13 protein-coding genes are annotated in these 12,595 nt (G+C 69.4%); all 13 read left to right on the forward strand.

Annotated features, from left to right (window positions below):
- Positions 1-21 precede the first annotated feature (21 nt).
- The 13 genes from atzF (at position 22) to JI745_RS09860 (ending at position 12,594) form a co-directional block, all read left to right on the forward strand.
- The gene (gene atzF / locus JI745_RS09800) at positions 22-1,845 is read left to right on the forward strand and encodes an allophanate hydrolase (RefSeq protein ID WP_201805764.1); all 1,824 of its coding nucleotides are present in this window, start codon (positions 22-24) and stop codon (positions 1,843-1,845) included.
- Positions 1,846-1,908: 63 nt separating this feature from the next.
- On the forward strand, positions 1,909-2,901 hold the full coding sequence (locus JI745_RS09805; protein WP_201805765.1) for an ABC transporter substrate-binding protein: 993 nt from the start codon (positions 1,909-1,911) through the stop codon (positions 2,899-2,901).
- Between the two features lie 6 nt (positions 2,902-2,907).
- Positions 2,908-3,744 carry an ABC transporter permease gene (locus JI745_RS09810; RefSeq protein WP_201805766.1) on the forward strand — a complete coding sequence of 279 codons (837 nt, stop codon included), beginning with the start codon at positions 2,908-2,910 and terminating at the stop codon, positions 3,742-3,744.
- Positions 3,741-4,562, forward strand: coding sequence for an ABC transporter ATP-binding protein (locus JI745_RS09815; protein WP_201805768.1), 822 nt, complete (start codon positions 3,741-3,743; stop codon positions 4,560-4,562). The genes JI745_RS09810 and JI745_RS09815 overlap by 4 nt, the downstream gene beginning before the upstream one ends.
- Positions 4,559-4,774 carry a DUF4089 domain-containing protein gene (locus JI745_RS09820; protein ID WP_201805770.1) on the forward strand — a complete coding sequence of 72 codons (216 nt, stop codon included), beginning with the start codon at positions 4,559-4,561 and terminating at the stop codon, positions 4,772-4,774. The genes JI745_RS09815 and JI745_RS09820 overlap by 4 nt, the downstream gene beginning before the upstream one ends.
- A 20-nt stretch (positions 4,775-4,794) precedes the next feature.
- Positions 4,795-6,180, forward strand: a complete 1,386-nt coding sequence (locus tag JI745_RS09825) for an AtzE family amidohydrolase (RefSeq protein ID WP_201805771.1) — start codon at positions 4,795-4,797, stop codon at positions 6,178-6,180.
- An 8-nt stretch (positions 6,181-6,188) separates the two neighbouring features.
- Complete coding sequence (gene hpxZ / locus JI745_RS09830) at positions 6,189-6,563, forward strand: oxalurate catabolism protein HpxZ (protein ID WP_201805772.1); 375 nt, start codon at positions 6,189-6,191, stop codon at positions 6,561-6,563.
- A complete protein-coding gene (locus JI745_RS09835; RefSeq protein WP_201805773.1) occupies positions 6,560-7,291 on the forward strand; it encodes a GntR family transcriptional regulator in 732 nt (243 codons plus the stop codon). Before hpxZ ends, JI745_RS09835 begins: the two co-directional genes overlap by 4 nt.
- Before the next feature lie 158 nt (positions 7,292-7,449).
- Positions 7,450-8,349, forward strand: coding sequence for a hypothetical protein (locus JI745_RS09840; protein WP_201805775.1), 900 nt, complete (start codon positions 7,450-7,452; stop codon positions 8,347-8,349).
- Between the two features lie 69 nt (positions 8,350-8,418).
- Positions 8,419-9,291 (forward strand): DUF3365 domain-containing protein, encoded by an 873-nt coding sequence (locus tag JI745_RS09845; RefSeq protein WP_201805777.1) that lies wholly within the window; start codon positions 8,419-8,421, stop codon positions 9,289-9,291.
- 16 nt (positions 9,292-9,307) lie between these two features.
- Complete coding sequence (locus tag JI745_RS09850) at positions 9,308-10,756, forward strand: serine/threonine-protein kinase (RefSeq protein WP_201805779.1); 1,449 nt, start codon at positions 9,308-9,310, stop codon at positions 10,754-10,756.
- A gap of 92 nt (positions 10,757-10,848) precedes the next feature.
- A complete protein-coding gene (pstS, locus tag JI745_RS09855; RefSeq protein ID WP_201805781.1) occupies positions 10,849-11,892 on the forward strand; it encodes a phosphate ABC transporter substrate-binding protein PstS in 1,044 nt (347 codons plus the stop codon).
- Between the two features lie 69 nt (positions 11,893-11,961).
- Entirely contained in the window at positions 11,962-12,594 is a 633-nt protein-coding gene (locus JI745_RS09860) for a PEP-CTERM sorting domain-containing protein (RefSeq protein WP_201805783.1), read from the forward strand.
- The last annotated feature ends 1 nt before the right edge of the window (position 12,595 follow it).

Here is a 12,595-nt window from a genome sequence, read left to right on the forward strand (position 1 = left end):
TGCACAAGGACAGGGCAGAACATGACGAGCACCGATCCCCGCACACTGGCAGAACTGCAGCAGGCCTTGCGCAACGGCACCATGACGGTGCGGCAGCTGATGTTGCGCTTCCTCAAGGAGCAATCGCAGTTCGCCAGCCCGGCCTGGATCTCGCGGCTCCACGACGAGGCCCTGCTCGCCCAGGCCGACGCGTGCGACGCCCGCCTTCTGGCCCAGGGGCCGGCGGTCTTTGACACGCAGCCTCTGCTGGGCATGCCCTTCGGCGTGAAGGACAACATCGACGTCGCCGGCCTGCTGACCACCGCCGCCTGCAAGGGCTTCGCGAGCGAGCCCGCCTCCACCCATGCAGTGGCGGTGCAGAAGCTAGTGGCGGCCGGCGCCATCCCGGTCGGCAAGACCAACCTCGACCAGTTCGCCACCGGCCTCGTCGGCACGCGCAGCCCCTACGGCGCCGTGCCCAACAGCTTCGACCCCGCACGCGTGAGCGGCGGCTCGAGCTCGGGCTCGGCCTATGTGGTCGCAACAGGGCAGGTGCCCTTCGCGCTGGGCACCGACACCGCCGGCTCCGGCCGCGTGCCCGCCGGCTTCAACAACATCGTCGGCCTGAAGCCCACGCCCGGCCGCGTGAGCACCACCGGCCTGCTGCCCGCCTGCCGCAGCATCGACTGCATCTCGGTGCTCGCCCTCACCGCCGACGACGCGGCGCTCGTGCTGTCGGTCATGGAAGGGGCCGACGCAGCCGATGCCTACAGCCGCTTCCAGCCCGGCCCGGCCAGGCTCAAGCCGCGGCTGCGGGTGGGCATCCCGGCGCGGCCGGTGTTCAACGGCGATGCCGGCTACCGCGAGTCGTTTGCCCAGGCGTGCGCGCATGTGCAGTCGCTCGGCCACGAGGTGGTGCCGCTCGACTTCTCGCCGCTGCACGCCACCGCCGAGCTGCTGTACGGCGGGCCATGGGTGGCCGAGCGCCATGCAGCGGTGGAGCGGCTGCTCGACCAGAAGCCCGAGCTCTTCGACCCCTCGGTGCGCAGCATCGTCGAGAGCGCGCGCGACTTCAGCGCCACCGACGCCTTCCGCGGCCACTACAAGCTGCGCGCCGCGCAAGCGTCGACCACGTCGTTCTGGTCGCAGGCCGACGTGCTGATGGTGCCGACCGCCCCCGCGCACCCGACGATGGCCGAGGTGGCCGCCGACCCGATCGGTGCCAACGCGCAGCTCGGCACCTACACCAACTTCGTCAACCTGCTGGGCTGGAGCGCGATCGCACTGCCCTTCGACTTCACCGCGCGCGGCCTGCCCTTCGGCGTGACCTTCATCGCGCCGGCCGGCTTCGATGCCGCCCTCGCGCAATTCGGCGCCGCGTGGCAGTCGCAGCTCAAGCTGCCGCTCGGGGCGCTCAAGCAACACACCGAGTTGCGGCCCACGCTGACCCGCGCCCCGGCCAGCACGCCCACGCTCGCCATCGCGGTCGTCGGCGCACACCTGAGCGGCCTGCCGCTCAACGGCCAACTCACCGAGCGTGGCGCCACGCTGCGCCTGGCCACCACCACCGCGCCGCAGTACCGTCTCTACGCCCTGCCCGGCACCGTGCCGCCCAAGCCGGGCCTGCAGCGCGTGGGCAGCGGCGGCGCGGCCATCGCCGTCGAGGTGTGGGACGTGCCGCTTGCCGAGATCGGCTCCTTCCTCGCCCTCATCCCGGCACCGCTCGGCCTCGGCAGCCTGACGCTCGCCGACGGCACTTCAGTGCACGGCTTCGTCTGCGAAGCGCTTGCCCTCGAAGGCGCGCGCGACATCACCGAATTCGGCGGCTGGCGGGCCTACCTCGCCTCGCTGAAGCCGGCTTCCTGACACCCGCTTTCTCACACCCATTTCCCCTGTCCCGACCTTTGCCCTCACCCACGGAGACCCCGCATGAGCACCAAGCCCTCCCTCGACACCCGCCGTCGCCGCATCGTCCAGGCGGGCGCCGCGCTCGCCCTCGGCGCGCCTGCCGTGCTGCGCGCACAGAGCGGCCCCAAGATCCGCATCGGCTACTGGCCGGTGGCCGCCGGCCTGCCCTTCTTCGCCGCCGTCGAGAAGGGCTACTTCAAGGAAGCCGGCCTCGACGTCGAGCCGCTCAAGTTCGCCGGCGCCCAGCAGGTGATGGAGGCCATGCTCTCGGGCCGCAGCGACGGCAGCTCCAACGGCACCGGCTCGGGCAACCTCGGTGTGGGCGAGATCGCCTCGCCGGGGCTCTTCAAGATCATCGCCACCAACCCGAGCAACCAGAAGTACGTGCTCGACCAGTTCCTGGTGCCGAAGGACAGCCCGATCAAGTCCCTGGCCGAACTCAAGGGCAAGAAGGTCGCCTCCGGCCCCGGCATCCAGAACCGCGTGCTCGCGATCACCGTGCTCGAGCGCGCCGGCGCCCCGGGCACTGCGGTCACCGAGCTCCCCATCGGCCAGCACGTCGCGGCGCTCGCGGCCGGCCAGGTGGACGCGGTCTACACGCTCGAGCCCACCGGCACCGTCGGCAGGCTCAACGGCACCACTCGGGTGCTCGAAGCCGGCGTGATCGCGAAGTACATCCTCGGCGACCCGCTCGCCCCGTGGCACGGCGGCTCGGCCACGCTCACCACCGAGTTCATCAAGAAGCACCCCGCGGAGACCAAGAAGTACATCGCCGCCTACGCCCGTGGCATCGAGCTCGTGCGCACCAACCCCGCCGACGCACGCCAGTACCTCAAGGGCTACACGGCCATCGAGGGCCCGCTGACCGGCGAGGTGCCCCTGGCCTCATACATGCTTTACAACGAGTTCAAGCCGAGCGACATCGCCGCGTTCCAGAAGTTCTTCGACCTCTTCACCGAGAAGGGCGTGTTCGAGAAGAAGCTGGCCGTCGAGTCGCTCATCTACAAGGGGTGATGCGCCATGGCCGCTGTTGAATCCTCCTCTTCTGCCGCGGCCGCGCCGTGGCAGGCACCGAGCACCGCGGCCCCCGCGCCGCGCAAGGCCTTCAACTGGGGCAAGCTGCTGCCGGCGGTGGGGCCGCTGGTGCTCTTCATCGTGTGGGACGTGGTGGTGCGCGCCGGGCTCATCAAGCCCATCCTGCTGCCACCGCCCCTGGCGACGCTGGAAACGCTGGTCACCGGCCTCCTGGGAGGCTCGCTGCTCGCCGACTTCCTGGTGACGGTGTGGCGCACGGTGCAGGCCTTCTGCATCGCGGCCGCCGTGGGCATGCCGCTCGGCGTGCTGCTGGGGAGCAACGAGCGCGCCTACCGCAGCCTGGAGTTCCTGATCGACTTCTTCCGCTCCACGCCGAGCTCGGCGCTGATCCCGCTGTTCCTGCTGATCTTCGGCGTGAGCGACATCAACAAGGTGGCGATCGCCGCCTTCGGTGCCTTCCTCATCGTGGTCTTCAACAGTGCCTACGGCGTGATCAACGCCCGCAAGCAGCGCGTGATGGCGGCCAAGGTGATGGGCGCGAGCCGCTGGCAGATCTTCAAGGACGTGCTGGTGTGGGAGTCGCTGCAGCCGAGCTTCGTGGGCCTGCGCTCGGCCGTCTCGATGGCGCTCGTGATCGTGATCGTGGCCGAGATGTTCATCGGCTCCGACAAGGGTCTCGGCCACCGCATCATCGACGCGCAGCAGGTGCTGAACGTGAAGACGATGTACGCGGCGATCCTCGCCGCCGGCGCGCTGGGCTATGCGCTCAACGTGCTCTTCCTGATGATCGAACGCAAGATCGTGCACTGGAGCGGAAGATGAGCGCAGTCCTCAATGGTCCCGTCTACGCCGACGTCCCGGCGCCGAAGTTCGAGCCCGGCCCGGCCGGCACGCACATCACCATCCGCGGCCTGACGAAATACTTCGCCGGCTGGCCGCTCTACGAGAACTTCGACCTCGACATCCCCAAGGGCAAGATCGTCTCGGTCTTCGGCCCCAACGGGTGCGGCAAGAGCACGCTGATCAACATGATCGCGGGGCTGATCCCGATCGACAGCGGTCAGATCCTCTTCGACGGCAAGACCCTGCAAGACACGAAGATCGGCTACGTCTTCCAGAACTACCGCGAGGCGATGTTCCCGTGGATGCGCACCATCGACAACATCGCCTACCCGCTCAAGCTGGAAGGCAGGTCGAAGGTGGAAGTCGACCGGCGCATGGAAGAACTCGTCGCCTCCTTCGACGTCAAGTTCGACCTCAAGCGCTACCCGTACGAGCTCTCCGGCGGCCAGCAGCAGACGGCCTCGATCATGCGGGCACTCGCGCCCAATCCCGAGGTGCTCTTCCTCGACGAGCCCTTCTCCGCGCTCGACTTCGAGATGACCCTCTTCATCCGCGAGAAGCTGCAGGAGGTCTTCATCCAGACCGGCACGACGATGCTGCTCGTCTCGCATGACCTCGAAGAGGCGGTGTACCTCGCCGACCAGGTGCTGCTGCTCACCAAGCGCCCCACCAAGGTGGCAGAGATCTTGCACTACGGTGACGCGCGGCCCCGAACGGTGGCCACGCTCTCCGAGCCGAGCTTCGTGGCGACCAAGAAGCAGAGCCTGGAGATCTTCCAGCGCGAGGTGAGACGTTGACGACCACGACACAGGAAGACATCGAACGCTACGTGCGCAGTGCGGCCCAGATGGCCTCGCTGCCACTCGACGACGCGCAGGTGCAGCGCGTCGCCGTGCACCTCGCGCGCACCAAGGCCCTGGCCGACAGCCTGCTCGCCGTGCCCCTGCCCGAGGAGACCGAGCCGGCCGAGGTGTATCGCCCTGCCCCCTTTCCCCCGGGCAGCGAATGAGTTTCGCGAGGAGCCACGACATGACCCCCGGCCTTTCCATCGTTCGCGCGGTCCACGCTGGCGAGATGCAGGCCGAAGAAGCGCTCGAGCACTGCATCGCGCGCATCGAGGTCACCGACCCCAAGGTCAATGCCTTCACCGACGGCAGCTTCGAGCGCGCCGTGCGCGAGGCCCGCGCCATCGACCAGCTGCGCCTCAAGGGCAAGCCGCTGCCGCCGCTGGCCGGCATGCCCTACGCCGTGAAGAACCTCTTCGACGTGGAGGGCATGGTCACGCGCGCCGGCAGCAAGGTGCGCAACGGCGCCCCGCCCGCGCATGAAGACGCCGAGCTCGTGAAGCGCATGCGCAACGCCGGTGCGGTGCTGGTCGGTGCGCTCAACATGGACGAGTTCGCCTACGGCTTCACCACCGAGAACTCGCACTACGGCCCCTGCCGCAACCCACGCCGGCTGGAGCACATCGCCGGCGGCTCCTCCGGCGGTTGTGGCGCGGCGGTGGCCGCGGGCCAGGTGCCGGTGACGCTCGGCTCCGACACGAATGGCTCCATCCGCGTGCCCTCGTCGCTGTGCGGCGTGTGGGGCCTGAAGCCGACCTTCGGCCGGCTCTCGCGCCGCGGCAGCTTCCCCTTTGTCGCAAGCCTCGACCACCTCGGGCCTTTCGCGCGCAACGTGGAAGACCTTGCCGCCACCTACGACGCGTTGCAGGGCCCCGACCCCGACGACCCCGGCTGCCACGCCACCCGCATCCAGCCCACCGCCTGGCAGATCGGCGCCAGCCTCTCCGGCCTGCGCATCGGCGTGCTCGGCGGCTACTTCGAAGACAACGCGAGCCCCACCGCACGCAAGGCCGTCGCGATTGCCACCGAGGTGCTCAAGGCCACGCCCGGCGTGACCTGGCCCGATGCAGCGCTCGCACGCGCCGCCGCCTTCATCACCACCGCGAGCGAAGGCGGCTCGCTGCACCTGCCGCTGCTGCGCGAGCGCGCGGCCGACTTCGAGCCGCTGTCGGTCGACCGTTTCATCTCGGGCGCGCTGCAGCCGGCCGACTGGTACGTGCGCGCGCAGCGCTTCCGCCGCGTCTACCGCGACAAGGTGCTGGCGCTCTTCAACGAGTGGGACGTGCTCATCGCCCCCGCCACGCCGGTGCAGGCCACGCCCGTCGGCGCCGAGACCTTCGACCTCAACGGCCAGCAGGTGCCGGCCCGCCCTTCGATGGGCCTGCTCACGCAGCCGATCTCCTTTGCCGGTTGCCCGGTGGTCGCCGCACCGCTGTGGCCCGAGGGCCGCCACGCCTTGCCGCTCGGCGTGCAGGTCATTGCCGCGCCGTGGCGCGAAGACCTCGCCTTGCGCGTGGGCCGTGCCCTCGAAGCCAGCGGTGCCGCCTGCTCCCCCATCGCGGGCATCTGACCCTCCACATGGACATCAACAAGCCCGAGGTCGTCGCCGAGGTCACCGCCGCGTTCCACCGCTACGAAGACGCGCTGGTGAACAACAAGGTCGAGGTGCTGGACGAGTTGTTCTGGAACAGCCCGCACACCCTGCGCTACGGCGCGACCGAAAACCTCTACGGCTACGACGAGATCGCGGCCTTCCGCGCCTCTCGGCCTTCCACCGGCCTGGCCCGCACGCTGCTGCGCACCGTCATCACCACCTACGGCGACAGCTTCGCCACCGCCAACGTCGAGTTCCAGCGCACCGGCGCCGCCAGGCCCGGCCGGCAAAGCCAGACCTGGATGAAGACCCCCGACGGCTGGCGCGTGGTATCCGCGCATGTAAGCTTGTTGGGATGAAAGCCCCGGCCACCCAGACCACCGCCGCAAGCGCCAAGGAGCCGCCGGCCAACCCGCGCGACCTCACGCGCTCCGAGATTGCCTACCGTCGCCTCAAGGCCGCCATCTTCGACTTCGTGCTGCTGCCCGGCGACGGCTTCACCGAGAGCGACATGGCCGAGCGCCTGGGCATGTCGCGCACGCCGGTGCGCGAGGCGCTGTTCCGGCTGGAGCTGGAAGGCTATGTGAAGGTGGCCTTCCGCAGCGGCTGGAGCGTGGCGCCCTTCGACTTCCGCAAGCTCGAGGAGCTGTACGACCTGCGCGTGATGCTCGAATGCGCCGCCGTCGACCGACTTTGCACGCAAGACCCCATGCCCGACCTCGGCCTGCTCAAGGCCACCTGGCTCGTGGCGGAGAAAGAGCGCAAGACCGAGACCGCCGAGGTGGCCGCGCTCGACGAGGCCTTCCACGCCACGCTGGTGAGCGCCGCCGGCAACCTGCAGATGACGCGCGTGCACGCCGAGGTGACCGACGGCATCCGCATCGTGCGCCGGCTCGATTTCACGCAGCCGCCGCGCATTGCGGCCACCTACGATGAGCACGCGAAGATCCTGCGCGCCATCCTCGCGCGGCGGGCCGACCCGGCCAAGCTGATGCTGCGCACCCACATCGAGGCCAGCAAGGCCGAAGTGCGCAAGATCACCATCCACAAGCTGCACAGCGCCCGCCCTGCGAGCACCGATCTGTAGCGGGCCCAGCCCCTCGCGAAGCGAGCGGGTTCTTGTGTGAAATTCGTCGCGCTTTTTCGACCCCTCCGGGCCGTGACCCCTGTGCTTCTGACAGGTCAAAGTGCGCAACAGTGCCGCTATGCTTGCGAGCCCTGCGGGTCCGCCTCTCCACAAGAACCATGTCCGTCGTCTGGAAATCCGCTCTCGGCCTCTTCGGCGTGCTGCTCGGCACCTGGCTCAGCCCTGCCGCGGCCGCCAACCTGGCCACGGCCACGATCGTCGCCGGTGAAGCCCAGCTCGTGCGCGACGCCACCCGCCATGCCCTGGCCGAAGGCGTGCGCCTCGCCAAGGACGACATCGTCGAGACCACCGCCAAGACGCTCTTCGTGCGCCTGGAGTTCACCGACGGCCTGATCGTCGACCTCGGCCCCGAATCGCGCGCACTGCTCTCGCCCAGATTCAGCGGCGAGCGCGCCAGGCAGGCCTCGCGCTTGCACCTGCTGCGCGGCACCGCCAAGCTCACCGTGCCCAAGCCGCTCACGCCCGCGGCCGCGAGCTTCACCGCGCCCGGCCTCGACGTGACCGGCGTTGCCCGCAGCGCCGTCTTTGCGGTGCAGGGCCCCGAGCTGCAGGTCTTTGCCGAGTCGGGCGAGGTCACGCTGCAGGAGCGCCGCGCCGGCAAGGTGACGGCCAAGGCCACGGTCAAGAACAGCGAGTTCTACAGCCGCGGAGCCGACGGCAAGGCCACCAGCGCCCCGCGCCCGAGCGGCGCCTTCATCCAGAAGCTGCCGCGCGCCTTCATGGACAGCCTGCCCTCGCGCGCCGCCACCTTCGCCAGCCGCGACGTGGCGCCCAAGCCGCTCGCCGACATCGGCTACGCCGAGGCCGAGCCATGGATCGATGCCGAAGGCCTGCGCGCCTACTTCGTCACCCGCTGGAAGCCGCTGGCGCAGAACCCGGCCTTCCGCGAGGGCCTGGTCGCCAACATGGCCAACCACCCCGAGTGGGACCGCATCCTCTTCCCCGAGAAGTACCTGCCCAAGCCCGCCCCGGCAAGCGCCCCCTCGTACGGCAAATGAGCCGGCTGCATCCGCCACCGGCCCGCTCCACGTAAGTCGCACTGAACACCGATCCATCGAAAGACGCCCATGAAGCTGCTCGTCAAGTTCAACCTCGTGTTCCTGCTCGTGTTCGCGCTGGGGCTCGGGGCCTCGGGCACCATCGCCCGCAAGCTGCTGCAGCAGGGTGCACAAGACGAAGTGCTCGACCGCGCCCGCCTGCTGATGGAAAGCGCCATGGCCGTCAGCACCTACACCGCCACCCAGGTCGCGCCGCTCCTGCAGACGCAGATGACCTACACCTTCCTGCCGCAGTCGGTGCCGGCGTATTCGTCGTCGGAAGTGCTCAACGCGCTGCGCAAGAACCACCCCGAATACGCGTACAAGCCGGCGATGCTCAACCCCACCAATCCGCGCGACCGCGCGCAGGACTGGGAAGAAGACGTGATCTCGCGCTTCAAGCAGTCTCCCGACGAGAAGGAATTCATCGGCCAGCGCGACACGCCTTCCGGCCTCGTGACCTACATCGCGCGCCCGATCAAGATCACCAACCCCGACTGCCTGCGCTGCCACAGCACGGTGGAAGCCGCGCCCAAGCCTCTGGTGGAGAAGTACGGCCCGGCCAACGGCTTCGGCTGGACGCTCAACGAAGTGCTGGGCGCGCAGGTGGTGTCGGTGCCGATGTCGGTGCCGCTGGAGCGCGCCGAGCGCAACTTCAAGGTGGTGATGGGCTTGCTCACCGGCGTCTTCCTGCTGATCGGCCTGGCGCTCAACCTGATGCTGTGGCAGCTGGTGATCCGGCCGGTGAGCAAGCTGTCGCAGCTGTCCGACCGGGTGAGCCTGGGCGAGCTCGACGCGCCCGAGTTCAACGTGAAGTCGAAGGACGAGATCGGCACTTTGGCGCAATCGTTCACGCGCATGCGCAAGAGCATGGTCCATGCGATGAAGATGCTCGATTCCTGACGCCAGAATCGGTGAGATGACCCACCCGGCGCAACTTGGCAAATATCCGATCACGGGTGTGCTCGGAAAAGGCGCCATGGGCGTGGTCTACAAGGCCTTCGACCCGGTCATCAACCGCCCCGTCGCGATCAAGACCATCCACAAGGCGCTGATCGGGCAGGACCTCTCCGGCTCGTCGACCACCGCCCGCTTCAAGAACGAGGCCCGCGCGGTGGGGCGCATGTCGCACCCCGGCATCGTGGCGATCTACGAGTACGGCGAAGACGCCGAGACCGCCTACATCGCGATGGAGTACGTGGAGGGCCGCACGCTCTCGCAGATCCTCCACGGCACGCCGCAGCCGCCCGAGTGCGACGTGCTGACCATCATGGACCAGCTGCTGGCCGCGCTCGACTGCGCGCACAAGCACGGCGTCTGGCACCGTGACATCAAGCCCGCCAACCTGCTGGTCACCAACGCCGGCCAGCTCAAGGTCACCGATTTCGGCATCGCGCGCATCGAGTCGGTGGTGCTGACGCAGATCACCTCCACCATCGGCACGCCCGGCTACATGGCGCCCGAGCAGTACATCGGCGAGAACGTCGACCACCGCATCGACATCTTTGCCGCCGGCGCCATCCTCTACGGCATGCTGGTCGGCCACCCGCCCTTCCAGGGCTCGGCCGAATCGGTCATGTACAAGGTGGTCAACGAGCACCCCGTGCCGCCGAGCAAGGTGCCCGACTCGGGCCGCCCGGCGTTCTACGACCCCATCATCGCCAAGGCCCTGGCCAAGAAGCCGGCCGACCGCTACCAGAGCGTGGCCGAGTTCCGCGCCGCACTCGCCAAGCGCGACCTCTCGGCCGAGCCCGACACCGGCGAGACCACCGTGATCGTGGTGCGTGAAGACTCCCCGCCCGCCCCGCCCGTGGGCGTGCTCGAGCCGCCGAGCGGCGTGCCGCGCTCCATGCCGACCAGCATCCCCGGCTGGGACCCGGCGACGCTGCACCAGGTGGAGCTGGCACTGGCCTCCTTCGTCGGCCCGATGGCCAAGGTGATGGTGCGCAAGGCGGCGCGCGATTTCCACGACATCAACGGCCTGAAGACCACCCTGTGCGACCAGCTCGGCAACGAGCAGGACCGGCAGCGCTTCATGGCGAAGTTCGACGCCGTCACCTCGCCCGGCCGGGTGGGCCATGCGAGCGGCGGCTCGAAGGTCACCGCCGCCACCACGCGCGCCCCGTCGCCAGCCACACAGCCCGGCAGCGGCGGCGTGGCGCTCGGCACCGCCATCACGGCCGACACGCTGGCCCACGCCACGCGCGTGCTCACGAGCAGCATCGGCCCGATCGCGAGCATCGTCGTCAAGAAGAGCGTCGCGAAGGCTCAGACCCAGGAGCAGCTCTTCGTGCTGCTCGGCGAGCAGGTCAGCGCCGGGCCCGAGCGCGACAAGCTGCTCGCCGCATTGCGCAAGCCGGCGCGCTGAGGCGCCGCGGCTGTCACGCCGCCGTCATCAAGGATGGCCCGGTCGGGCCCTAAGATGCCGCGCTTTTTGCGCGCACGCTTTCCCGCTTCCCCATGACTTCCCGATTCCTGCTGACAGGCGTGCTGCTGCTCGCGCACGCCATCGCGGCCCAGGCCGCCGACATCCGCGGCGCTGGCGCCACCTTCCCCTCCGACGTCTACAAGAGCTGGGCCGCCGCCTACGGCCAGGAGCGCGGCGTGCGCGTGAGCTACCAGCCCACCGGCTCGGGTGACGGCATCAAGCGCATCGTGGCGCGCGAGGTCGACTTCGGCGGCACCGACAGCCCGCTCAAGCCGGCCGAACTCGACAAGCAGCGGCTGCTGCAGTTCCCCATCGCGGTGGGCGGCATCGTGCCGGTGGTCCACCTGCGCGGCGTCGGCGCCAACACGCTGCGCCTGAGCGGGGAGGTGCTGGCCGAGATCATGGGCGGCGCCATCACGCACTGGAACGACAAGCGCATCGCCGCACTCAACGCCGAGCACGTGCTTCCCGCCACGCCCATCGTGCGCGTGGTGCGCGCCGATCGATCGGGCTCGACCGATGCCTACACCCGCTACCTGTCGCTCATGTCGGCGAGCTGGAAGGCGACCGTCGGCCACGGCCAGGCGGTGAAGTGGCCCGGCGCACCCGTCACGGCCGAGGGCAACGACGGCATCGTGAAGGCCCTCATGGCCACGCCAGGCGCGATCGGCTACGTGTCGTACGACCGCGTGCTGCAGCACAAGCTCGCCGCGGTGAAGCTCGTCAACCGCGCCGGCAACACCGTCTCCGCCGGCGAAGACGGCTTCAAGTGGGCGGTGCGTGCGTCGGACCTCAACACCAAGGGCGACGAGACCGCGTCGCTGCTCGACCAGCCCGGCCCCTTGAGCTGGCCCATCACGGTCACGACCTACGTGCTGGTCGACGCCGCGCCGCGCTCGTCGGCCTCGGCGCGCGAGTCGCTGCAGTTCCTCTACTGGGCCTTCATGAAGGGCGACTCGCTGCTGCGCTCGACCGGCTTCACGCCGCTGCCGGCCACGGTGCAGGCGCGGCTGGTGCCTCGCTTCCAGAGCATCCGCCCGCAGGACGGTCAGCCGCTGAGCTTCCAGGCCTACTGAACGCCCCTCCTCCATAGCGCGGAACATGGCTTGCCGCGAGAGGCCACCGTGGCTCCTGCGGAGGCTTTCATGGCCCTTCGTTCCCGCTCCTTCGTGCGCACGCTCGCGCGTGCCCTGCTTCCGGTGCTGCTGGGGGTGCATGCCGCCCTCGCCCAGGCGGTGCTCATCACCTTCGACGACCTGCCGCCACCCGATCCCGAAGGCGGGCTCGCCGGCACCCCGGTCACCAACGAGTACGCGCCGCTCGGCCTCCTCGTCAACGAGGGCTACCTGGCCGGCTCGGGCGTGCCCGGCACCGACCAGTCGCTCTACGGTGCGCCTTACCTGAGCCTCAGCTTCATCGGCGGCACCTTGCCGACCTACGTGAGCCTCTACGTCAGCGCACCCAACCGGGACCGGGTGTTCGTCGACGCCGCCGGCCCGGGCGGCTGGGCCCGCACGGTCGTCACCGATGGCGCGGGATGGCCCACGTCGACACCGTACCGGCCCAACCAGTACGTGTCGTTCCACTCCGAGACCGGCATCTCCAACCTCGACCTGAGCGCGTTCTACTTCCTGCGCACCGGGCCGGTGATCGACGACCTGTACTTCGGCAACGTGGCCCCGGTGCCCGAGCCGGCCTCGCTGGCGCTCGGCGCGGCGGGCGTGCTCACGCTGTGGGCCGTGCGGCGGCGCCGCGCCCGGCCGGACCCAGGCGCCTAGC

The organism is Piscinibacter sp. HJYY11 (assembly GCF_016735515.1).
Taxonomy (GTDB): Bacteria; Pseudomonadota; Gammaproteobacteria; order Burkholderiales; family Burkholderiaceae_C; genus Rhizobacter.